Below are 23,521 nucleotides of genomic sequence, written 5' to 3'. Positions count from 1 at the left end.
GATGGTTATTGGGTAAGTAATGGTCCGCTATATTGATTTTGAAATCATAGATGATATCGCGCTGGGGGCTTCAATTCTTGGTACAGGCGGCGGTGGCGATCCTTATTTGGGATCGCTAATTGCGAAAAATGCTTTGCGCCATGGGAAGCCAGTAACGGTGTGCAATCTGGATGACGTAAAGGATAGCGAGCTCTTTATTCCGTGCAGTGCGATGGGCGCGCCGACTGTCTCTGTAGAAAAAATAATATCTCCACGGCAAATTCTCTTGGCATTTGAAACAATGGAGGAATACCTGGCTGAGTCTGCAGCTGGAACTTTTTCTATCGAAGTTGGTGGTATCAATTCACTCATACCGTTAGTGGTTGCGGCTGCAAAAGGCATCCCCGTCGTCGATTGTGATGCGATGGGAAGAGCCTTTCCGGCAGCCCAAATGGTGACCTTTTTCCTTGACGGCTTATCTTCGGCACCTAATACGCTGGCTGATGAGAAAGGTAACTCGGTTATCCTCAATCCAATTGATGGCGTATGGTCTGAACGGTTAGCCAGAGCCATTACGGAACAGATGGGAGCCGCCTGTGCGATGTGTGACTATCCGCTCCGTGGACGCGAACTCAAGCGTAGCGCGATTAAAGGGACGCTTACACTGGCACAAGATATCGGCAAAACGCTGCGTCAGGCAAACCAGTCGGGTAGCCATCCAGTACAATCCCTGCTTACGGTGCTAAATGGTTATATCGTTGCATCAGGAAAAATTGTTGATGTAGTACGGCGCACAACAGGTGGTTTTGCGCGGGGGAAAGTGGTGTTGGATGGCATGGGGAACGATAAGGGCGAGTCGTTTACGGTGCTTTTTCAGAATGAGTTATTACTGGCGTATCGTTCATCACAAACGGCCAATCCTACGCAGGATAATCTGCTGGCTGTTGTGCCTGATTTAATCTCCATAGTAGATAGTGAAACCGGACGTCCGATTATTACGGAACATTTACGGTATGGGCAGCGGGTCGACGTGATTGCCTATCCGTGCAATGACAAGTGGCGAACGCCAAAAGGGATTGACGTGGCGGGTCCAGGATATTTCGGTTATCCGGTGCAGTATGTGCCGATAGAACAGCTTGCAAATCGCTGAGGCTTTCCCGATGTTACATAAACATGATTACCGACTCGGGATTGATGTCGGCGGCACCAACACGGATGCGGCAATTTTAGATGGTGACCTACGCTGTATTGCGACGGCCAAATGCCCTACTAGCATGGATATCTACAGCGGTATCGAACGGGCGATTGCTGAAGTACTGGCGCAATCTGGTATCGCGCCGCAGCATATTCGCTATGCAATGTTAGGCACAACACAATGTACTAACGCGATTGTCGAGCGAAAAGGACTGGATCGCGTCGGATTATTGCGCCTGAGCCTGCCAAGCAGCGATAGCGTTCCACCACTGTTTGGCTGGGATGACGAGTGGCAAAAGACGTTAGGCGAACATTTTTACCAGCTTCACGGCGGCTATGAATTTGATGGGCGGGAGATCTATTCCATTCTGTTGGATGAAGTGCTGGCAGTTTGTGACAAGATGCGTGGTCATGTCGATAGCGTGGCGATCTGTGGCGTATTTTCCCCAGTAAATAGCGAGCAGGAATTGCAGGTTGCCCAGTGGGTGAATGCAGCATTGCCTGATGTTTCCCTGTCGTTATCCCACCGGATTGGCAGCACGGGATTACTGGAAAGGGAAAATGCGACAATCCTGAATGCATCGTTGCAAAGCACGGCTATCCGCTTTGTTAACGGCTTTACGCAAGCGCTAACCCGGCACGGGATTAACGCTACGCCATTCTTTGGGCAAAACGATGGCACGTTGATGTCCGAAAGTATGGTGAAGCAATACCCCATTTTAACGATGGCATGCGGGCCAACGAACTCGATTCGCGGGGCGTGTCACCTTTCGGGGTTGGATAATGCATTGATTATTGATGTCGGGGGCACAACAACCGATATTGGCGTGTTGGTGAATGGCTTCCCGCGTGAATCGGCAATTGCCGTTGAAGTGGGAGATGTGCGGACGAATTTCAGGATGCCGGATATTATTTCTATCGGTATTGGCGGCGGAACCTGCGTGCGGCAGTCTCAGGATGGGACGCTCACCCTTGGGCCTGATAGCGTTGGCTATCGTCTTCTTGAACAGGGCGTCAGTTTCGGCGGGGAAACGTTAACGCTCAGCGATATTATGCTGCAACTTCATCGTGAGCGATGGGCATCAGTTCTTTCTCATCCGCTGCCCGAGTTAGATAAAACATTTTGCCAGCAAGCTTATCGTCAGATGATTGATAAAGTGGAAAGTGCTATCGATCGGATCAAATCGTCACGTGCGGCTATCCCCGCGGTGCTTGTTGGTGGCGGAAGTATTTTATTACCTGAGGTTTTATCTGGCATCAGCCAGGTTGTGCGCCCGCTGAACTTCGATGCGGCAAATGCGGTGGGGGTTGCGTTAGGGAAGGTCGGGGCGCAGATTGAGCGTGTGGTTAAAATGCCGGATCACGATCGTGAAAAAGTAAAAAACGAATTGCTGCAGCAAACTATTTGTCTGGCTGAAGAGATGGGAGCGATGTCGGGCAGCGTTGAAATCATCGACTATCAGGAAATTCCTTTGGCCTATCTGCCAGGGAATGCGGTACAGGTGAAAATCAAAGCGGCAGGTAATCTGGCTTAGCACAGCATAACGATTTAGTGCTGTTCTAATGAAATGAAAATAGCGCGCCGTGAGCGCGCTATTTTTGCAGAAAGCGGCCGAGATTAGTAGATTACCTTGTGACCGTAACTTTCAAGAATTGATTTAACGCGATCCATCGTATCGGCCTTAGGCGGTTTAACACCGTCTAATTTGTACTCTTCGCCCATTGCGATCCACTTGTGTTTGCCAAGCTCATGATAGGGCAGAAGTTCAATTTTCTCGATGTTTGTCATATCCTTCGTAAACTCGCCCAGTTTATGTGCGGACGCGTCGTCGTCAGACCAGCCGGGCACTACCACATAACGTATCCAGGTACGCTGGTTACGTTTTGCCAGATAACGAGCGAAGTCCAGAGTACGATGATTCGATACGCCAACTAAATTCTGATGTATATCATCGTTCATTTGCTTTAAATCGAGCATCACCAAATCGCTGACGTCTAATAGCTCGTCAATGACAGGGTCGTAGCGGCGTACGAACCCATTGGTGTCCAGACAGGTATTGATACCTTCGGCCTTACAGGCGCGGAACCAGTCGCGCACAAACTCGGCTTGCAGGATGGCCTCACCGCCTGATGCTGTTACGCCGCCGCCAGATGCATTCATAAAGTGGCGATAGGTCACGACTTCTTTCATGAGTTCTTCCACTGTCACTTCTTTGCCGCCGTGTGTATCCCAGGTATCACGGTTATGGCAATACAGACAGCGCATCAGGCAGCCCTGGAAGAAGATGATGAAACGGATGCCTGGGCCATCGACGGTGCCGCAGGATTCAAAGGAGTGGATGCGACCGATTACTGACATTGCGAGGTTTTCTCCAAATTTGACCGGACAATAGCGGTCTTTATGAGCGCAGTCATGAGAAAGTTGGCATCGTTCTGGCAGACGTTTCTGACAGAAGAACACCGTGTGACAGATGCTGCGTCGAATCTGTTTTGCAAGCCATCCACAGAGTGGGGCCGCATAGCTGGCTGGCAAAACAGGCTAACAATTTGAACGACAAGCAAGGGTAAGAAAAAGGCCCCACTGACGTGGAGCCTTTATTTTACGCCTTTTCAGACAGCCATGGAAATTAGATTGACTGTGTGAAAGTACGGGTAATAACGTCTTGCTGCTGTTCTTTCGTCAGTGAGTTGAAACGCACTGCATAGCCAGATACACGGATAGTCAACTGCGGATATTTTTCCGGGTTTTCCATCGCATCAAGCAGCATTTCACGGTTCATGACGTTGACGTTCAAGTGCTGGCCACCTTCGATGCTGGCTTCATGATGGAAATAACCATCCATCAAACCCGCAAGGTTAGCTTTACGCACGTTATCGTCTTTACCCAACGCGTTAGGTACGATGGAGAAGGTATAAGAAATACCATCTTTCGCGTAAGCAAACGGCAGCTTGGCAACAGAAGTCAGAGACGCAACAGCACCTTTCTGGTCACGACCGTGCATTGGGTTAGCACCTGGTCCGAATGGTGCACCTGCGCGGCGACCGTCTGGGGTATTACCTGTTTTCTTGCCATATACCACGTTAGAGGTGATGGTCAGAACAGACTGCGTCGGGGTTGCGCCACGGTAGGTATTCAGTTTCTGAATTTTCTTCATGAAACGTTCAACCAGATCGCAAGCCAGTTCATCTACGCGAGCATCGTTGTTACCGAATTGCGGATATTCGCCTTCGATATCAAAGTCGATAGCCAGGCCATCTTCATCACGAATCGGCTTAACTTTGGCATATTTGATAGCAGACAGGGAGTCAGCAGCAACAGACAGACCCGCGATACCACACGCCATGGTACGGAACACGTCACGATCGTGCAGTGCCATCAGCGATGCTTCGTAGCTGTATTTGTCATGCATGTAGTGGATGACGTTCAACGCGGTGACATATTGCTTAGCCAGCCAATCCATGAAGTGATCCATACGATCCATCACTTCGTCAAAGTTCAGAACGTCGCCTTTGATTGGTTCTGATTTAGGACCAACCTGCATTTTCAGTTTTTCGTCCACGCCGCCATTGATTGCGTACAGCATGGTTTTCGCCAGGTTTGCACGAGCACCGAAGAACTGCATTTGTTTGCCAACGATCATCGGGCTTACGCAACAAGCAATCGCGTAGTCATCGTTGTTAAAGTCAGGACGCATCAGATCGTCATTCTCGTATTGCAGAGAAGAGGTATCGATGGAGACTTTAGCCGCATAGTTTTTAAAGCTTTGTGGCAGTTTTTCAGACCACAGAATGGTCATGTTAGGCTCTGGAGACGGCCCCATGGTGTACAGGGTGTTCAGGAAGCGGAAGCTGGTTTTACTTACCAGCGTACGACCATCCAGACCCATACCAGCCAGAGATTCCGTTGCCCAGATTGGGTCACCAGAGAACAGCTCATCATACTCAGGCGTACGCAGGAAACGCACCATACGCAGTTTCATGACCAGGTGGTCAATCATTTCCTGAGCTTCTTCTTCCGTGATTTTGCCTGCTTTCAGATCGCGCTCAAGATAGATATCCAGGAAGGTGGATACACGTCCGAAGGACATTGCCGCACCATTCTGTGATTTCACCGCAGCGAGGTAACCGAAGTAAGTCCACTGAACGGCTTCCTGAGCTGTTGCGGCTGGGCCAGAAATGTCACAGCCATATTTAGCAGCCATTTCTTTAATTTGGCTCAGCGCATGATGCTGATCGGCAATTTCTTCACGCAGACGGATTGTTGCTTCCAGATCTTCGCCGTTTTCCAGTTTGGATTGCAGAGAAGTGAACTGAGCAAACTTGTCTTTCATCAGATAATCGATGCCGTACAGCGCAACGCGACGATAGTCACCGATGATACGGCCACGGCCATAAGCATCTGGCAGACCAGTCAGAACGCCAGACTTACGACAACGCAGGATATCTGGGGTGTAAACATCGAACACGCCTTGGTTGTGCGTTTTACGATATTCAGTAAAGATTTTTTTCAGTTGAGGGTCCAGTTCACGGCCGTAAACTTTACATGAACCTTCAACCATTTTGATGCCGCCGAACGGAATCAACGCACGTTTCAACGGCGCATCAGTCTGCAGACCAACGATCTTTTCCAGACCTTTGTTGATGTATCCCGCGTCGTGAGACGTGATAGTTGCAGCAACATTGGTATCAAAATCAACAGGGGCGTGAGTACGGTTTTCCTGTTTGATGCCTTCCATGACGCTGTCCCACAGCGCTGAGGTCGCTTTGGTTGCGCCAGCCAGGAAAGACTCATCACCTTCATACGGCGTGTAGTTTTTCTGGATAAAGTCACGAACGTTGACGTTATCCTGCCATTCACCTTTGCTAAAGCCTTGCCATGCATTGGCCAATTTTTCATTCAGCTCGGTCATTTTACACCTACCTTTGATATGGATTTCTTAAAACCCGACGTTGCGGCCGATTGCACCTTAGTGGTGCTTGTCTCCACCGCGCAAATAAATTACCCAATATGTCAAACCGACCATTACGCCGCCGCCGATGATGTTCCCCAGGGTGACGGGAATCAGGTTATCGGTAATGAAGTGGCTAACGGTTAAATGTTCAAACTGAGACGGCGCCATGCCAATGGCATTCCAGAATTCCGGGGCCGCAAAATTTTTGATAACGATGCCCATAGGAATCATGAACATGTTGGCGATGCTATGCTCAAAACCGCTGGAAACGAACATGGCGACAGGCAGAATCATGGCAAACATTTTATCAGTAAGCGTACGGCCGGAATAACTCATCCACACCGCCAGACAGACCAGCAGGTTGGCCAGAATACCCAGACACAGCGCTTCAACGAACGTGTGTTCAAGTTTGTGTTCTGCCGTTTGCAGGACGTTGAGACCCCACGCACCGTTTGCGACCATGTGCTCTCCCGAGAACCAGATAAGCCCAACGAAGAAAAGTGCGCCAATCAGGTTGCCGACATAGACATTTGCCCAGTTACAGGCTAGTTGCTTCCAGGTAATACGTCCACTGGCTTTGGCAATCACGATAAGAACGGTTGAGGTAAACAAGTCTGCACCGCAGACGACAACCAACATGAGGCCAAGGGAGAAACAGATACCACCGATCAATTTCGCGATGCCGAAAGGAATCGTCGCGGTTCCTGTGGTAGCCGTAATATAAAAGACGAAGGCGATCGAAATAAACACACCCGCAGTGATCGCTAAATAAAACGTCGTACACGGTTGTTTTGTAGCTTTATAGACTCCGGCGTCTTCAGCAACTTTTGCCATGGCGGCCGGTAGTAATAGAGTGAAGGGGTTGTCAGCTTTCACACTAACTCTCTCTTAAAAATTATCAGCGTTGAGATACTAACAAAGCAGTATACGGTAAAATTTGACGTGGATCATATTGCAAGAAATTAACAGGTCGACGGGGAGGGTGAGATACCGTGATTTTATGGTTAATTTATTGAATTTTATGATAAAAAAATATTTTAATTTTTACAAAAAGAGTTGAATGACAGACGTTAAACCTACCGATTTAGCGTTAATAAAAATCATGTTTTGTAGAATTTCAGTACCACCTTGTCGAGGTAATTTAATTAAAAATTCACCATTCAATAACAATATTCTGATTATGCATCACGAATAATAAATTATTGTCCAGAGGACAATAAAATAGCCCTTTAAAATAAAGGGCTATTGGGGTTATTTACAACAGAGCGCCGCCATCAATATAAGATTGTAAGATGGCTGCATCGCGTAGGCATTATTTTGACGACCAATAACGACGTTTAGCCTGTTGCAGCTTTTCATAGGCAGCCAGCAACGACTGATGCGCAGGTAAAGAGGTAAAGGTATCGTCTACGGCAAACAGGCCGTAGAAGCATGCTTCGCCAGCAATGGCGGCACTGGCGACATCAACCGTCTCCCGACCGTACATTTTAGTAAAGGCATCGTAGTATTCAGCAGGATCGCGCTCAGGCTCGAGTGCCAGCAGCAGCAAGGTTTGCAGGCAACGATAGTAATTGCTGCGCTGTGCGCTGAAGACGGAGTTGTTGAAATCCTGCGTCCATTCTGTCCAGATCAGTGCCTGATCCAGGTCACCGCCAGCCAGTGCCAACATAGCTTTCAACTCGCCAACGCGCAGAGTGAACCAGCCGTTATCTTTGCCAGTGGCAATACCAAGCAGCTCGCGTACGCGGGTGAAGTCGTCCAGCCCTTCGTCATCCAACTGTTGCAACAGCGCCAGATAGTCTTCTTGTTCCCACTTGCTATCAGGTAGTGCCAGCAGCGTGTCGCGCAGGTGAGCGCCCATGCTGTTATTGGCCAACAGCAGATCGTCGGCAGGGTAGATGTCTGACATTCCCGGTACGATGATGCGGCAGGCATAAACGGCCAGATGCTCATAGTCAGCAATGTAGACCTCTTTATCTTCCTGCTTGAAGATAGCCATCAATGTAGCGAATTCTTCTTCCGTCGAGCCTTTAAAGCTCCAGTCGGCAAATTCATAATCTGCTTCTTTCTTGAACATATCCCAGGAGATTAGGCCGCTGGAATCGATAAAGTGGGTTTCCAGATTCGCGTGCTCGGCCACTTCTTCATCATCAAACGTCGGAGGAGTAAACACATCCAGATCTTTCAGACCGCGGCCTTGCAGCAGTTCGGTAACGGTACGCTCCAGCGCCACGCCGAAATCAGGGTGTGCGCCGAAGGAGGCAAAGCAGGTACCGTTAGCCGGATTAAACAGCACCACGCAGATGACCGGATATTTCCCGCCCAGTGAGGCATCGTAAGAGAAAATAGGGAAGCCTTCTTTTTCCAGTGTCGCAATCGCTTCGACCACGCCTGGGTAGCGATTTAGCACCTCTTGCGGAATTTCCGGCAGGCTGATGGATTCTGCAATGATGCGATTTTTGATACTGCGTTCAAACACTTCTGATAACCCTTGAACGCGGGCTTCGTTGGCAGTGTTACCCGCGGACATCCCATTAGAGACGTACAGGTTACCGATGATGTTCATCGGAATATAGACGGTTTGCTGATCGGACTGGCGGGTAAACGGCAGCGCGCAAATGCCTCTGTCGGCATTACCGGATTGCAGATCGATTAGATCGCTGGCGCTCAATTCCTGTTCAGGATCGTAAAACTGGTGCAGGCGAGCATCCAAAATCCCTTCCGGCAGGGCATCGTCTTCTGGAATCGGGAACCATTTTTCATTCGGATAGTGAACGAAATCACCGTTAGCGATCGTTTTGCCGAGGTAGAAGTCAGCAAAGAAATAGTTGGTGGACAGACGTTCGAAATATTCACCTAACGCAGAAGCCAGGGCCGCTTTCTTACTGGCACCTTTGCCGTTAGTAAAGCAAAGTGGGCAATCGCGGTCTCGGATATGGACAGACCAGACGTTTGGCACCGGGTTCAGCCATGACGCTTCTTCGATGTTAAACCCCAGGTCCTGGAGTTGCTGTTGAAAACGGGCGATGGAATCTTCCAGGGCGGCGTCTTTGCCTGGGATAAACGTTTGAGTCATGGTGTTCACTCTTGTCGAGATTAGCGGAAGCGGCATGATACGGATTTTTCTGTCTGGACTCTATTTATTCATAACAGATCGGCAACAGTGAAAAAGTACAGACTGAGTAACGTGCCGTTTTGCATAATGAAAGCGCAATAAGCGTTGCAGCCGCGATGGACGAGTGATAAAACCGATAGTAGGGTAAAAGTAGTGTGGTTATGGCGGCCGTTCCGTTATAACTACAATCGTGTAACAGCGATGTTTTTATAATCGGCAGGTTTATAAAAATGACATTTGTAACAACGGTGATAAAAACAGTCGCTATTTTTCAGGTGTGGTGAGGGGAAATGACTCAGATTTTTAATTTTAGCGCCGGTCCAGCAATGCTGCCGGTTGAAGTACTGCGTCGTGCTGAACAGGAATTATGTAATTGGAATGGCCTGGGTACATCGGTCATGGAAATCAGCCACCGTAGTAAAGAGTTTATGCAGGTTGCTGCTGAATCCGAACAAGATCTGCGTGACTTGCTGAAAATCCCCTCCAACTACAAAGTGCTCTTTTGCCACGGCGGTGCGCGTGCGCAGTTTGCGGCAGTGCCGTTAAATCTCCTGGGTGAGCGTTCAACGGCGGACTACATCGACGGCGGATATTGGGCGCACAGCGCAATCAATGAGGCAGAAAAATACTGCACGCCTAACGTGATTGACGTGAAAACGCGCGTAGGCGATTTGCGCGGTATTAAGCCGATGCGTGAATGGCAATTGTCTGATGACGCGGCGTTTGTACATTACTGCCCGAATGAAACCATTGACGGTATTGCGATCGAAGAAGAGCCGGACTTTGGCGATAAAATAGTGGTCGCCGACTATTCTTCCAGCATCCTGTCCCGCCGCATTGATGTCAGCCGTTACGGTGTAATCTACGCTGGCGCGCAGAAAAATATCGGCCCTGCGGGTCTGACGTTGGTTATCGTGCGTGAAGATTTGCTGGGTAAAGCGCGCCGCGAGCTGCCATCGATTCTGGATTACCAGATTCTGGCAGACAATGACTCCATGTTTAACACGCCGCCGACCTTTGCCTGGTATTTGTCCGGCATGGTCTTCAAATGGCTGAAAGAGCATGGCGGTCTGGTTGAAATGGAAAAACGCAACCAGGAGAAAGCCGACCTGCTGTATAGCGCGATTGACGGTAGCGATTTCTATCGTAATGACGTCGCGGTGGCGAATCGCTCTCGTATGAACGTGCCATTCCTGCTGGCGGATTCCGCGCTGGATAAAGTCTTTCTGGAAGAGTCGGTTGCTGCGGGCTTGCACGCATTGAAAGGCCATCGTGTTGTAGGCGGTATGCGCGCCTCTATCTACAACGCTATGCCGTTGGAAGGCGTGAAAGCGCTGACGGAATTTATGGCTGACTTCGCGCGTCGCCACGGTTGATTCATACCGACCTCGCTATACATTTTGATAAACCCCGGGCTTGCCGGGGTTTTTATGTCCACGTTGAAAGAATAGGCTTTACATGCAGGAATCCCTGACCCTAAAACCCATCAAGCTGATTAACGGTACCCTTAACCTTCCAGGATCAAAAAGCGTCTCTAATCGTGCGTTGTTATTGGCCGCCTTGTCTGAAGGCAAAACCCGGCTCACTAATCTGTTAGACAGTGACGATGTTCGCCACATGCTTACTGCGTTAACGGCGCTGGGCGTGGAATATCATCTGTCATCTGACCGAACCGTTTGTGAGATTATTGGTCTGGGGGGCGCGTTTACGGCAACGCAACCGCTGGAACTGTTTTTAGGGAATGCGGGCACCGCGATGCGCCCGCTGGCGGCGGCTCTGTGTCTGACGGTTGGCGATATTGTGCTCACCGGCGAACCGCGAATGAAAGAGCGTCCGATCGGGCATCTGGTCGATGCACTACGTCAGGGGGGGGCAAAAATTGATTATCTGGAGCAGGAGAACTACCCACCGCTTCGTCTGCACGGTGGTTTTCAGGGCGGTGAAATCAGCGTAGATGGTAGCGTATCCAGCCAGTTCTTGACTGCACTGTTGATGACTGCGCCTCTGGCCGAGCAGGATACGCAAATCAGCATTCAGGGCGATCTGGTTTCTAAACCGTATATCGATATCACGCTGCATATGATGAAAGCGTTTGGTATTGCGGTGCGTAACGAGAATTACCAGCGCTTCTTTGTCTCAGGTCGCCAGCAGTACCGCTCGCCGGGTGATTATCTGGTTGAAGGCGATGCGTCGTCGGCTTCTTACTTCCTGGCCGCTGCGGCGATCAAAGGCGGTGTTGTACGCGTGACTGGCGTAGGCCGTAATAGTGTACAAGGGGATATTCGCTTTGCTGATGTCTTGGAAAAGATGGGCGCGACCGTGCGCTGGGGGGAAGATTATATCGAATGCGAGCGCGGCGAGCTGCGCGCGATCGATATGGATATGAACCACATTCCTGATGCGGCAATGACTATCGCGACGGCGGCACTTTTTGCCCAAGGCGGTACGACCACGCTGCGTAACATTTATAACTGGCGCGTGAAAGAAACTGACCGTCTGGCGGCCATGGCGATTGAATTACGTAAAGTGGGGGCGGAAGTTGAAGAGGGTAACGACTATATTCGCATTACGCCACCCGTGAAACTGAAAGCGGCAGAGATCGGTACCTACAACGATCATCGTATGGCGATGTGTTTCTCGCTGGTCGCGCTGTCGGATACGCCAGTCACCATTCTCGATCCGAAATGTACGGCTAAAACGTTCCCTGACTACTTCGAGCAACTGGCGCGTCTCAGCGAGCTGGCTTAATTCCTTTCTAAGGCACGGTTTCCGTGCCTGTTCTCCCATTCTACGCGCTGTTTTTTCTTTCGAACTTGCGTACTACGTTCAGAGAATGTCTTATTTTTCCCGCCATCCCGGCATTAGGGTAACCTTTCTCTGCATTGATGCGTATAATAAGGCTCCGTGACGCCTTAAAACGGCATAAGCGGAACTTCCCAGTATTAAAGGAGAGAGAAATGACGGTGATGGCACCGGTAGTTACGGTTGACGGACCGAGCGGCGCAGGCAAAGGTACTTTGTGTAAGGCATTGGCTGAAGCTTTACAATGGAACCTGCTGGACTCGGGAGCTATCTATCGTGTTTTGGCTCTGGCAGCGTTACACCACCATGTAGATATCAGCTCGGAAGACGCGCTGGTTCCACTTGCTTCTCATCTTGATGTGCGTTTTATTGCAGAAGACGGGCAACTGAAAGTTATCCTTGAAGGCGAAGATGTTAGCCACGAAATTCGTACCGAAGCGGTAGGTAATACGGCTTCTCAGGCGGCGGCTTTTCCTCGTGTTCGTGAAGCATTATTACGTCGGCAGCGTGCTTTCCGTGAGGCACCGGGGCTGATTGCCGATGGTCGTGATATGGGAACCGTGGTCTTTCCTGACGCACCTGTGAAGATTTTCCTGGATGCCAGCGCGGAAGAACGTGCACAACGCCGCATGCTACAGTTGCAGGGGAAGGGCTTTAATGTTAACTTTGAACGTCTTTTATCTGAGATAAAGGAACGGGACGAGCGCGATCGTAGCCGCCCTGTTGCGCCGTTAGTGCCTGCTGCCGATGCATTGGTGCTGGATTCAACGGAAATGACGATCGATGAAGTGATAACGCGCGCGTTGGCTTATGCCCGCGAAATTTTAGCGTAATCACAGAAAACTGAATTTTTACCTCGCTGTAAGGATGCACAGCGGGGCATGTTAAACAACCCCATCGAGCAGGATGCCAGATGGACGTTAAATTGAAACCCTTAAGATTATCAAACATGACTGAATCTTTTGCTCAACTCTTTGAAGAATCCCTGAAAGAAATCGAAACCCGTCCTGGTTCCATCGTACGCGGTGTTGTTGTTGCTATTGACAAAGATGTCGTACTGGTTGACGCCGGTCTGAAATCTGAATCTGCCATTCCGGTAGAGCAATTCAAGAACGCACAGGGCGAACTGGAAATTCAGGTTGGTGATGAAGTTGACGTTGCTCTGGACGCTATCGAAGATGGCTTCGGTGAAACGCTGCTTTCTCGCGAAAAAGCTAAACGTCATGAAGCATGGCTGACGCTGGAAAAAGCTTACGAAGAAGCTGCAACGGTTACTGGTATTATCAACGGTAAAGTTAAAGGCGGTTTCACTGTTGAGCTGAACGGCATTCGTGCGTTCCTGCCAGGTTCTCTGGTAGACGTTCGTCCGGTTCGCGATACGCTGCATCTGGAAGGCAAAGAGCTTGAGTTCAAAGTTATCAAGCTGGATCAGAAACGCAACAACGTTGTTGTTTCTCGCCGTGCAGTTATCGAATCTGAAAACAGCGCTGAGCGCGATCAACTGCTGGAAAACCTGCAGGAAGGCATGGAAGTTAAAGGTATCGTTAAGAACCTTACTGACTACGGTGCATTCGTTGATCTGGGCGGCGTTGATGGCCTGCTGCATATCACTGATATGGCTTGGAAACGTGTTAAACACCCAAGCGAAATCGTCAATGTGGGCGACGAAATCACTGTTAAAGTGCTGAAATTCGACCGCGAGCGTACCCGTGTGTCTCTGGGTCTGAAACAGCTGGGCGAAGATCCATGGGTCGCTATCGCTAAGCGTTACCCAGAAAGCACGCGTCTGACTGGTCGCGTAACCAACCTGACTGATTACGGTTGCTTCGTTGAAATCGAAGAAGGCGTTGAAGGTCTGGTACACGTTTCCGAAATGGATTGGACCAACAAAAACATCCACCCATCCAAAGTTGTTAACGTTGGTGATGTAGTGGAAGTTATGGTTCTGGATATCGATGAAGAACGTCGTCGTATCTCTCTGGGCCTGAAACAGTGTAAATCCAACCCATGGCAGCTGTTCGCAGAAACCCACAACAAGGGCGACCGCGTTGAAGGTAAAATCAAGTCTATTACTGACTTCGGTATCTTCATCGGTCTGGACGGCGGCATCGACGGTCTGGTGCACCTGTCCGACATCTCCTGGAACGTGGTTGGCGAAGAAGCCGTTCGCGAATACAAGAAAGGTGATGAAATCGCCGCTGTTGTTCTGCAAGTTGACGCAGAGCGCGAGCGTATCTCTCTGGGCGTGAAACAACTGGCTGAAGACCCGTTCAATAACTACCTGTCTGTTAACAAGAAAGGTGCTATTGTTACTGGTAAAGTTACAGCAGTTGACGCCAAAGGTGCTACAGTTGAATTAGCGGATGGCGTAGAAGGCTACCTGCGTGCTTCTGAAGCCTCTCGCGATCGCGTTGAAGACGCAACGCTGGTACTGAACGTTGGCGACAGCGTTGAAGCGAAATATACCGGTGTTGATCGTAAGAACCGCGTTGTTAGCCTGTCTGTCCGTGCGAAAGACGAAGCTGATGAGAAAGATGCAATCGCAACTGTTAACAACAAGCCGGAAGAAAACAATTTCTCCAGCGCGATGGCAGAAGCGTTCAAAGCAGCTAAAGGCGAGTAATCACAACGGTAGAATGAGCAACGTAAGTTGCTCATTCTTGTAACGGTAGTCAGTTATCCTGGCTATTGATAGCCACGCATTTGGAGGCGCTATGACCAAGTCTGAACTTATTGAAAGGCTTGCTGGACAGCAATCTCATATCCCGGCCAAAGTGGTTGAGGATGCAGTGAAAGAAATGCTTGAACAAATGGCCTCTACGTTAGCCGAAGGTGACCGTATTGAAATCCGTGGGTTTGGCAGTTTTTCACTTCACTACCGTGCACCGCGTGTAGGTCGTAATCCGAAAACAGGTGATAAAGTTGAGCTGGAAGGTAAGTACGTCCCTCACTTTAAGCCGGGCAAGGAACTCCGCGACCGCGCTAATATTTATGGCTAATTATTAGTCCTAGATACCAGCCTTGTAGAAGCACCCATTTGGGTGCTTTTTTACATTTATCGCTATTATTTTTTTCCGCGCTATCGATAGCCGATAACGCGGGGGAACTGGTTTACTTATTATGACGATCTTTCAGACGATTGATGATAGTCGCTAGATCTAAATCCTGATCCTGCAACAGCACCAGCAGGTGGTACATTAAATCCGCAGCTTCGTTGGTCAGTTCTTCGCGGTCATGCACCGTGGCGGCTAATGCCGCTTCCAATCCTTCTTCACCGACTTTCTGCGCAATGCGCTTGGTGCCGCTGGCGTACAGGCGTGCGGTGTAAGAGCTATCCGGGTCAGCATGTTTGCGCGCGGCTAACAGTTGCTCTAATTGGTAGAGGAACGTCCAGTCGCTGGCAGCAGGCGAGAAGCAGCTGCTGGTGCCCAGATGACAGGTTGGCCCGATAGGATTGACCAGAATCAGCAGGGTGTCGTTATCGCAGTCCGGCGTGATAGAGACGACATTCAGGAAATGGCCGGAAGATTCGCCCTTGGTCCACAACCGTTGTTTGGTGCGCGAGAAAAACGTGACCTTGCCGCTCTCTTCGGTAGCTTGCAACGCGTCCTGATTCATGTAGCCCAGCATCAATACTTCACCGGATACTGCATGTTGCACGACAACCGGTAGCATACCGTCCGTTTTTTCCCAATCGAGCTGGTTCCGTTGTTCGTCGTTTAGAAAGCACTCTTTGCTTAACACACTCGAATCTCCACACCTTGTTGCTTAAGATATTGTTTCAGTTCGCCAATATTAATAATTTGCTTGTGAAACACCGATGCTGCCAGCGCGCCATCCACACGGGCGGACTGGAACGCATCCAGAAAATGTTCCATGGTGCCTGCGCCGCCGGAAGCAATGAGCGGGACGTTGCAGACATCTCGCACCAGATTTAACTGGTGTAAATCATAGCCGTTACGTACGCCGTCCTGATTCATCATGTTCAGGACAATCTCACCCGCACCGCGCTTTTGCACTTCTTGTACCCAGTCCAGCGTTTCCCAGGTGGTGACCTTGGTACGCGTTTCATCGCCCGTATATTGGTTCACATGGTAGCGGCCCGTCGCAACATCGTGCCAGGTATCAATCCCAACGACGATGCACTGCACGCCATAGCGGTCAGCCAGTCGGGTAATCAGCTCAGGGTCGGCCAGCGCCGGTGAGTTGATGGAGATTTTATCCGCGCCGAAAGAGAGGATCTGACCTGCTTCTTCCACGCTTTTAATGCCGCCCGCTACGCAGAAGGGAATATCAATCACTTCCGCAACGCGGGATACCCAGCTTTTATCGACTACACGGCCATCGGAAGAGGCGGTGATATCATAAAACACCAGTTCATCAGCGCCTTCTTGCGCGTAGCGCTGCGCTAGCGGCACGATGTCACCGATGATTTCGTGGTTGCGGAATTGAACGCCTTTGACGACCTGACCGTTACGCACGTCCAGACAGGGGATTATCCGTTTTGCCAGCATGAAATAGCCTCCGCGACATTAAATTTACCTTCTAACAGCGCACGACCCACGATCACGCCCTGCACACCACTGCCGCGCAAATTGGCAATATCAGTCAGATTACCGATGCCGCCGGATGCCTGAAAGGCAATCTGCGGGTAGCGCTGGCTGATTTCACGATAGAGTTCGACGTTGGAGCCGCTCAGCGTACCGTCACGGGAAATGTCAGTGCATAGCACATGTTTCAGACCAAACGGCAGATATTGTTCGACAACCTGTTCAAGCGTGGCGTTTGAATTTTCCTGCCAGCCGCTGATGGCGACGAACTTCGTGCCGTTGGCGTCGATACGCACGTCCAGCGCCAGCACCAGCGCTTCTGCGCCGTAGCGGGTGAACCATTGTTGGACGAGTTCCGGCTGTTTAACGGCGGTGGAACCGATGACGACACGGCTGGCTCCGGCTTTTAATAACGCTTCCACGTCCTGCTCGGTGCGGATGCCGCCGCCAATCTGAACGGGGACGGTAACGCCAGCCAACAGCGTGGTTAATAGAGGAATCTGGCGGGCCGAGGGATCTTTTGCACCGGTCAAATCCACCAAATGCAGCACGCCTGCACCTTGCTGCTGGTAATCCTGCAAGCGGGGGAGCGGATCGCTGCCGTACTGGCGCTGTTGTCCATAATCACCCTGATGTAGACGGACAACCTGTCCATCAATCAGATCTAATGCGGGAATAATCATGACGCTCTACATCTCCAGAAAGTTTTTCAGCAGTTGCGCGCCCGCCGCACCCGAACGCTCAGGGTGGAACTGCACGCCAAAGAAGTTATCTTTTTCCAGCGCGGCGGTGAAGGCTTCGCCGTAGTTGGCTTGGGCAATCGTGTTTTCGCAGACCGGCATGGCATAGCTGTGAACGAAATAGAAATAGGCACCGTCATCGATATCGCGGAACAAACGATGTCCGGCTTTCGGAGTCACCTGATTCCAGCCCATGTGCGGCAGCGGTAAACCGTGATCAACCATCTTTTTCACCGGTGAATCAACAATGCCGAGCGTGGAAATGCCGCCATTTTCGTCGCTGTTTGTGCCCAGTAACTGCATACCAAGGCAAATACCGAGAACAGGTTGGGTGCAGGCTTTGATCAGCGCAATCAGGTCACGTTCTTCCAACTGATTCATCGCGGCCTGTGCGGTGCCGACGCCCGGCAGAAATAGCTTGTCCGCTTGCAGAACAATCTCGGCCTCGCGGCTTACAACGGGCGTATACCCCAACCGCTGCACGGCGTAGGTCACCGAAGAGAGGTTAGCGCAGCCAGTATCAAGAATGACGACCTTCATCAGAGCACTCCTTTCGAGCTCGGCAGCGTGTCACCCTCGACGCGGATGGCCTGACGCAGCGTGCGCCCGAAGACTTTAAACAGGCTTTCCACACGGTGATGATCGTTACGCCCTTTAGTTTTCAGGTGCAGCGTACAGGCCATGGAATAAGACAGTGAACGGAAGAAGTGTTCGACCATTTCTGTACTCAGGTCGCCAACGCGCTGGTAGCTGAATTCCGCTTTGTATTCCAGGTGTGGACGCCCGGAAATATCCAGCGCACAGCGTGCCAGACACTCATCCATCGGCAGAACAAAACCAAAACGGCCAATACCGCGTTTGTCGCCCAGCGCTTTATTCAGGGCTTCGCCCAGCGCCAGACCGGTATCTTCTACCGTGTGGTGATCGTCGATGTATAGATCGCCTTTCACTTCAATGTTCATGCGGAATCCGCCGTGGGTGGCGATTTGATCCAACATGTGATCGAAGAAGCCGACGCCGGTGTTGATTTTGCTGCCACCTTCCTGATCCAGCCAGACGTTCACATCAATCGCGGTTTCACGCGTGACGCGGTTGACGTGCGCATGGCGGTCACGCTTGGTCAACTGGTTGGTAATCGCTTGCCAGTTTAGCCCGCCACGCTGATAGAGCAGCCCGGTTATGCCCATGTTCTGCGCCAGTTGAATATCGGTCTGGCGGTCACCGATGACGTAGCTATTCGCCACATCCATCAGGCCGTTGTTCAAATAGGCAGTCACCAGCTCGGTCTTGGGTTTGCGACAGGTGCAGTTATCCGCAGGTAAATGCGGGCAGATCAGCACTTGCTCAAAACGGATGCCTTGCGATGTCAGAATCTGCATCATCAGGTTGTGCGGTGGATCGAAGGTTTCCTGCGGAAAACTCTCGGTTCCCAATCCATCCTGATTCGTAATCATCACCAGCGTATAACCCGCTTTTTGCAGCGCCAGCAGCGAGGGAATGACATCTGGTTCCAGCGCCAGTTTATCCAGACGGTCAACCTGAAAATCTTCAGGCGGTTCAGCAATCAATGTTCCGTCACGGTCGATAAAGAGGTATTTCTGGCCCACGTGAGCTCCTTAAAATTAAGCGTTGATGCCTGGCAATGATTGTAATGCAGCAACAACGCGTTCACATTCGTAGCGGTTGCCGATAGTAATGCGCAAACAGCCTGCGAGGCTGGGTTGTTTATTTTGGTCACGCAGAATAATGCCTTGATCCCACAGCGTTTTAAATACAGCTGGGGAAGCGGTAAAGCGCACCAGCAAGTAATTACTCTCGCTGGGGAAAACCTCTTCAATGCAGGGAATATTTTTCAGGGTATCGCTCAACCAGCTGCGATTGGCGGTAACCTCTGCAACATTCGCCTTCATTTTGGCGATCCCTTCGTGGCTCAGCGCCTGCGCGGCGATATCTGCCACCGGGGTGGACAGCGGATAAGGGGCAATGACCTTCAGCAGCAGTTGAATCACTTCTGGGTTTGCCAGCGTGAAGCCACAGCGCAATCCAGCGAGTGAGAAGGCTTTGGACAAGGTACGCAGAATCACCAAATGTGGGAATTCGTCCAGCCAGACCGAGGTGGTCGCCTGCGGACAGAATTCAATATAAGCTTCATCGAGAACGACCAGTGCTTTTCCCTGTGCCAACGTGAGCAATTGGCGCAAATCTTCCCGTGCAATCAGGTTGCCGGTCGGGTTATTTGGGCTGCACACGTAAATGACTTTGGTGCCATCCAACTGTGCCTCAATCGCCTCAAGATCCAACTGCCAGTCTGCTTTGCTTGCCGCCGTGCGGCGTTCGACGCCAAACGTCTCGGCGCTGACAGCGTACATACCGTAAGTGGGTGGACAGAAGAGAATCGCGTCTTTCCCCGGTTCGCAGAATGCGCGAATCAGCAGTTCTATCCCTTCATCAGCGCCGCGGCTGACCAGAACCTGTTCTGGCGTTACGCCCGCATACTCGGCATAGCGGCCGATCACCGTGACCGGCTGGCATTCTGGATAGCGGTTCAGCGTTTGCAGCGTTAACTGAAACTCTGGTGCTTCAGGATATTCATTGGCATTCAGCCAGACATCGCCGTTACCGCCCAGACGACGGGCAGACATATAGGGTGTCAATGCGCGGACATTGGCGCGTGCCAGTTCTTCAATACTGCTCATGCTTGCTCCTTCAGTGCGGCAACACGCAGGGTAACGGCGTTTTTGTGGGCGGTCAGCTGTTCGGCCTGTGCCAATATTTCTATGGTCGGCGCCAGTTGCAGTAACCCCTGTGGCGTGAGCTGCTGTACGGTCATGCGCTTCTGGAAATCGGCCAATCCCAGACTTGAATAGGTCGAGGTATAGCCATAGGTCGGCAGAACGTGGTTAGTACCGGAGGCGTAGTCGCCAGCGGATTCCGGCGACCAGTCGCCAAGAAATACGGAACCGGCGCTGGTAATGCTGTCGACTAATGACTCGGCGTCACGGGTCTGGATGATCAGGTGCTCTGGACCATACTGATTGCTGATTTCAATACACTGCGCTAAATCCCGCGCGACGATGACGCGGCTGCTGGCAAGTGCCTGACGCGCGATATCAGCACGAGACAGTAGCGCGAGCTGCTCTTCAACGGCATCGGCTACGGCTTTGGCCATTGCCGCGTCTGGCGTGAGCAGGATGACCTGCGAATCCGGGCCGTGCTCTGCCTGCGACAACAGATCGGAGGCGACAAACGCCGGCGTCGCGCCGCTGTCGGCGATCACCAGAACTTCGGATGGGCCTGCGGGCATATCAATCGCTGCGCCGTCAAGCTGCTGGCTTACCTGACGCTTGGCTTCCGTGACGTACGCGTTGCCGGGGCCAAAGATTTTATCCACTTTTGGCACGCTTTCGGTGCCAAATGCCATCGCAGCAATCGCTTGCGCGCCACCAAGCTGAAAGACTTCTTTGATGCCGCCCAGCTGTGCGGCATACAGAATTTCGTCGGCAATCGGCGGCGGTGAGCACAGCACCACGCGACCGCAGCCAGCGATGCGTGAAGGTGTTCCCAGCATCAGCACGGTTGACGGCAGCGGGGCAGAGCCCCCAGGAATATACAGCCCGACGGTTGCGATAGGGCGAGTGAGCTGCTGGCAACGTACGCCCGGCTGTGTTTCGATATCGACAATCGGCAGTTTTTGCGCGTTGTGGAATGTCTCGATATTACGCACGGCGATGGCCATCGCCTGTTTTACTTCATCACCCAGACGGGCGGACGCTGCGGTAATCTCGGCATCGGTGACGCGAATCGCATTCACCTGGACTTTATCGAACTGTGCGCTGTAGTCGCGTAACGCGCTATCACCACGGCTTTTTACGTTTGCCAGAATATCACTCACGACGGCGCTAATGCGGTCTGAGGCGGAAATGGCCGGACGTGTCAGCAACTGACGCTGCTCTTCTGCTGAACAGCGCTGCCAGTCAACGATCGTGCTGAAACTGCCGATGCTTTTGGTGTTGTCAGCCATCGTCATCACTCCATCATTTTTTCAATAGGCAGGACCAGAATAGAGCTGGCGCCTAACGATTTCAGCTTTTCCATGGTTTCCCAGAACAGCGTTTCGCTACTGACCATGTGCATGGCAACACGACGCTGATCGCCGGCCAGCGGCAGAATGGTCGGGCGCTCGGCACCCGGCAACAGGGCAATGATTTCGTCCAGGCGCTCGCTGGGTGCGTGCAGCATGATGTATTTGGATTCACGCGCCTGAATCACGCCTTGCATACGGGTCAGTAGCTTATCGATTAGCTGCTGTTTCTCTGCTGGCATTTCGCCGTCGCGCTGAATCAGGCAGGCTTTGGAGCGGTAAATCACTTCGACTTCGCGCAGACCATTGGCTTCCAGCGTGGCACCGGTTGAGACCAGATCGCAGATAGCATCTGCCAGACCGGCACGCGGTGCGACTTCGACGGAACCGTTGAGCAGACAGGATTTGAAATTGACAGATTGTCTGTCGAGATATTGTTTGAGCAGGTGAGGATAAGAGGTGGCGATACGTTTGTTTTGCAGACATTCAGGGCCGGTATAGGCTTCATCCAGCGGCATCGCCAGCGACAGGCGGCAGCCGCCGAAATCCAGACGGCGCAGCGTGAAGTAACGCGGATCTTCACCCTGTGCTCGACGGTTTAACAGTTCTTCTTCCAGCACGTTTTCGCCGATGATGCCCAGATCGACTACGCCATCCATGACCAGACCAGGGATATCGTCATCACGCACGCGCAGGATATCAATCGGCATATTTTCTGCGAACGCGATCAGACGCTGTTGCTGTAAGTTGATTTTGATACCGCAGCGTGCCAGCAGCTCACGTGAATCGTCGCTCAGGCGGCCTGACTTCTGCATTGCTATCCGTAAACGTGTTTTATCCAGCATGGAAACCTCATTAACCTGTCAAATTTAAATTTCTGAAAATAGAGCGGGCATAAAAAAACCCTCGGAAGATGATCTTCCGAGGGCTCTCTTTGTGTTCTGCGCCACTGGAAGATCTTAACGTCTTCCAGCACCAACTGCCCGAAAGACTAATCAGGATGATGGTGATGATGGTGGTTAAACAGAACGCGTGTCATAAGATGTCTCTTTGTAAATGAATATCGATTTGTCTGTCGAATAACCTAAACCATGTGCGGGCTGTTGTGCAACATTTTTTTAGCAGATATAGGAAGTTCGTTTTGGTTGGGCGATACACCAGCATAATCACGCTGGAGATCGGCTCTTGATAGGTAGAAAAGCCTGTTGAAATCGGACCGATTCCGTGACGACGGGCATGAAAGCCGTTTACTCTGTCGGTGTTAATCACTGGCTCCTTGCAGAGCAGAACGGCAGGTGAAAAAAGTATCGATTGTGGGATTGGGATGGCTAGGTATGTCGCTGGCTCTGAAATATTGAAAATATATTCATGCTAATAAATATTATTTTATATGATTTCTTGTGTGACTTAATTAAATATCGATTAACGATGACTGGTAATCATTATAAAATAATTAAGGATTTATGTTTCTCTATATATCATTTTATTTTTCTTATCGGAAAATAGTTGATTTCTATTTGGCTGGTCGTAGTATGTTTTAGATTTTATAGGTAATCGAATCCCAATGTTGCTACGTGCCTTTTATCGCTAACCCAAACTCAGCGGTGAAATAATATCCTTAAAATAAATTGAGGTTCATGACGGAATGTATTTATTTTCAACAACGCGAAGCGTCAGCCCTTAAGACGATGCCAATTATGGGGCTCGTGCCGTGAAAAAGAAAGAGAAAATTCGCAGAAAATGAATCTGACTAGCCAGAAAATTACCTTCGGCGAGAGAGATGATGCCTATGTCTGTTTTACGTCTTAACACGAAATAATGGAGTGTTACATGAATGGTATCGGCAATATAAGTTTATTTACGATGCTGCAACGTGCAGGGAGTCAATACTTTAATGCAAATGTTAGTCGTTCCTTTAATCTAAGTCAGGTTATTTCTTCCAATCAAGGTGGTATTGGCGTAAAAGTGTCACTATCGGATGAATCGATATATAAAAATCTACTCACAAGCATTCAAACTAATACGGCTGAAAGTATTGATGGCATGAATAAAAAAGGAATTAAAGAAATCTGGGAAATTGTCGCAAATGGTAAGGGAAACGCGGAGGC

21 protein-coding genes and 1 other annotated feature are annotated in these 23,521 nt (G+C 50.7%); of the genes, 8 read left to right on the top strand and 13 right to left on the bottom strand.

Features of this window, described 5'->3' with window-relative positions; genetic code table 11:
• Positions 1 to 19: 19 nt before the first annotated feature.
• The gene (locus EDI29_RS07740; RefSeq protein WP_137740438.1) at positions 20 to 1,129 is read left to right on the top strand and encodes a DUF917 domain-containing protein; all 1,110 of its coding nucleotides are present in this window, start codon (positions 20 to 22) and stop codon (positions 1,127 to 1,129) included.
• 10 nt (positions 1,130 to 1,139) lie between these two features.
• Complete coding sequence (locus EDI29_RS07735) at positions 1,140 to 2,708, top strand: hydantoinase/oxoprolinase N-terminal domain-containing protein (protein ID WP_137740437.1); 1,569 nt, start codon at positions 1,140 to 1,142, stop codon at positions 2,706 to 2,708.
• Positions 2,709 to 2,791: 83 nt separating this feature from the next.
• Here EDI29_RS07735 and pflA read toward each other — a convergent pair whose 3' ends face one another.
• The 4 genes from pflA to ycaO all read right to left on the bottom strand — a co-directional run bounded on the left by pflA (position 2,792) and on the right by ycaO (position 9,201).
• Positions 2,792 to 3,532: a pyruvate formate lyase 1-activating protein gene (pflA, locus tag EDI29_RS07730; protein WP_005967552.1), complete on the bottom strand. Its 741-nt coding sequence runs from the start codon at positions 3,530 to 3,532 to the stop codon at positions 2,792 to 2,794.
• 268 nt (positions 3,533 to 3,800) lie between these two features.
• Positions 3,801 to 6,083 carry a formate C-acetyltransferase gene (gene pflB, locus EDI29_RS07725; protein WP_129704461.1) on the bottom strand — a complete coding sequence of 761 codons (2,283 nt, stop codon included), beginning with the start codon at positions 6,081 to 6,083 and terminating at the stop codon, positions 3,801 to 3,803.
• A 57-nt stretch (positions 6,084 to 6,140) separates the two neighbouring features.
• Entirely contained in the window at positions 6,141 to 7,001 is an 861-nt protein-coding gene (focA, locus tag EDI29_RS07720; protein ID WP_107169749.1) for a formate transporter FocA, read from the bottom strand.
• A 436-nt stretch (positions 7,002 to 7,437) separates the two neighbouring features.
• Positions 7,438 to 9,201 (bottom strand): 30S ribosomal protein S12 methylthiotransferase accessory factor YcaO, encoded by a 1,764-nt coding sequence (ycaO, locus tag EDI29_RS07715; protein ID WP_137740436.1) that lies wholly within the window; start codon positions 9,199 to 9,201, stop codon positions 7,438 to 7,440.
• 329 nt (positions 9,202 to 9,530) lie between these two features.
• On the opposite strand from ycaO, the gene serC reads away from it, so the two are divergent.
• The 5 genes from serC (at position 9,531) to ihfB (ending at position 15,041) form a co-directional block, all read left to right on the top strand.
• The gene (gene serC / locus EDI29_RS07710) at positions 9,531 to 10,616 is read left to right on the top strand and encodes a 3-phosphoserine/phosphohydroxythreonine transaminase (protein WP_137740435.1); all 1,086 of its coding nucleotides are present in this window, start codon (positions 9,531 to 9,533) and stop codon (positions 10,614 to 10,616) included.
• A gap of 82 nt (positions 10,617 to 10,698) precedes the next feature.
• On the top strand, positions 10,699 to 11,988 hold the full coding sequence (gene aroA / locus EDI29_RS07705) for a 3-phosphoshikimate 1-carboxyvinyltransferase (RefSeq protein ID WP_137740434.1): 1,290 nt from the start codon (positions 10,699 to 10,701) through the stop codon (positions 11,986 to 11,988).
• A 209-nt stretch (positions 11,989 to 12,197) separates the two neighbouring features.
• Positions 12,198 to 12,875 (top strand): (d)CMP kinase, encoded by a 678-nt coding sequence (cmk, locus tag EDI29_RS07700; RefSeq protein WP_137740433.1) that lies wholly within the window; start codon positions 12,198 to 12,200, stop codon positions 12,873 to 12,875.
• Between the two features lie 116 nt (positions 12,876 to 12,991).
• Entirely contained in the window at positions 12,992 to 14,665 is a 1,674-nt protein-coding gene (rpsA, locus tag EDI29_RS07695; RefSeq protein ID WP_107169815.1) for a 30S ribosomal protein S1, read from the top strand.
• Positions 14,666 to 14,756: 91 nt separating this feature from the next.
• Positions 14,757 to 15,041, top strand: a complete 285-nt coding sequence (ihfB, locus tag EDI29_RS07690) for an integration host factor subunit beta (protein ID WP_005967571.1) — start codon at positions 14,757 to 14,759, stop codon at positions 15,039 to 15,041.
• A 112-nt stretch (positions 15,042 to 15,153) separates the two neighbouring features.
• On the opposite strand, the gene hisIE is transcribed toward ihfB, so the two are convergent.
• From hisIE to hisL, 9 genes are all read right to left on the bottom strand, one after another.
• On the bottom strand, positions 15,154 to 15,786 hold the full coding sequence (gene hisIE / locus EDI29_RS07685; protein ID WP_137740432.1) for a bifunctional phosphoribosyl-AMP cyclohydrolase/phosphoribosyl-ATP diphosphatase HisIE: 633 nt from the start codon (positions 15,784 to 15,786) through the stop codon (positions 15,154 to 15,156).
• Positions 15,780 to 16,556, bottom strand: a complete 777-nt coding sequence (hisF, locus tag EDI29_RS07680; protein ID WP_137740431.1) for an imidazole glycerol phosphate synthase subunit HisF — start codon at positions 16,554 to 16,556, stop codon at positions 15,780 to 15,782. Before hisF ends, hisIE begins: the two co-directional genes overlap by 7 nt.
• Entirely contained in the window at positions 16,538 to 17,275 is a 738-nt protein-coding gene (gene hisA / locus EDI29_RS07675; RefSeq protein ID WP_010301046.1) for a 1-(5-phosphoribosyl)-5-[(5-phosphoribosylamino)methylideneamino]imidazole-4-carboxamide isomerase, read from the bottom strand. The genes hisF and hisA overlap by 19 nt, the downstream gene beginning before the upstream one ends.
• 6 nt (positions 17,276 to 17,281) lie before the next feature.
• On the bottom strand, positions 17,282 to 17,872 hold the full coding sequence (gene hisH / locus EDI29_RS07670; protein WP_137740430.1) for an imidazole glycerol phosphate synthase subunit HisH: 591 nt from the start codon (positions 17,870 to 17,872) through the stop codon (positions 17,282 to 17,284).
• Positions 17,872 to 18,939 (bottom strand): bifunctional histidinol-phosphatase/imidazoleglycerol-phosphate dehydratase HisB, encoded by a 1,068-nt coding sequence (gene hisB, locus EDI29_RS07665; RefSeq protein ID WP_039472685.1) that lies wholly within the window; start codon positions 18,937 to 18,939, stop codon positions 17,872 to 17,874. Before hisB ends, hisH begins: the two co-directional genes overlap by 1 nt.
• Before the next feature lie 15 nt (positions 18,940 to 18,954).
• Positions 18,955 to 20,028: a histidinol-phosphate transaminase gene (gene hisC / locus EDI29_RS07660; RefSeq protein WP_137740429.1), complete on the bottom strand. Its 1,074-nt coding sequence runs from the start codon at positions 20,026 to 20,028 to the stop codon at positions 18,955 to 18,957.
• Complete coding sequence (gene hisD, locus EDI29_RS07655) at positions 20,025 to 21,353, bottom strand: histidinol dehydrogenase (protein ID WP_137740428.1); 1,329 nt, start codon at positions 21,351 to 21,353, stop codon at positions 20,025 to 20,027. The genes hisC and hisD overlap by 4 nt, the downstream gene beginning before the upstream one ends.
• Positions 21,354 to 21,358: 5 nt before the next feature.
• A complete protein-coding gene (hisG, locus tag EDI29_RS07650) occupies positions 21,359 to 22,258 on the bottom strand; it encodes an ATP phosphoribosyltransferase (RefSeq protein ID WP_044204795.1) in 900 nt (299 codons plus the stop codon).
• 49 nt (positions 22,259 to 22,307) lie between these two features.
• Positions 22,308 to 22,429, bottom strand: a sequence feature (His leader region).
• Positions 22,405 to 22,452 carry a his operon leader peptide gene (hisL, locus tag EDI29_RS07645; RefSeq protein ID WP_106389040.1) on the bottom strand — a complete coding sequence of 16 codons (48 nt, stop codon included), beginning with the start codon at positions 22,450 to 22,452 and terminating at the stop codon, positions 22,405 to 22,407. It overlaps the preceding feature by 25 nt.
• 791 nt (positions 22,453 to 23,243) lie before the next feature.
• Here hisL and EDI29_RS07640 point away from each other — a divergent pair.
• On the top strand, positions 23,244 to 23,521 hold a 278-nt coding region (locus EDI29_RS07640; protein ID WP_137740427.1), incomplete at its 3' end, for a hypothetical protein.

Source organism: Pectobacterium polonicum (genome assembly GCF_005497185.1).
Taxonomy (GTDB): Bacteria; Pseudomonadota; Gammaproteobacteria; order Enterobacterales; family Enterobacteriaceae; genus Pectobacterium; species Pectobacterium polonicum.
The sequence above is the reverse complement of the archived record's forward strand: the minus strand, read 5'-3'. Positions and strand labels throughout refer to the sequence as shown.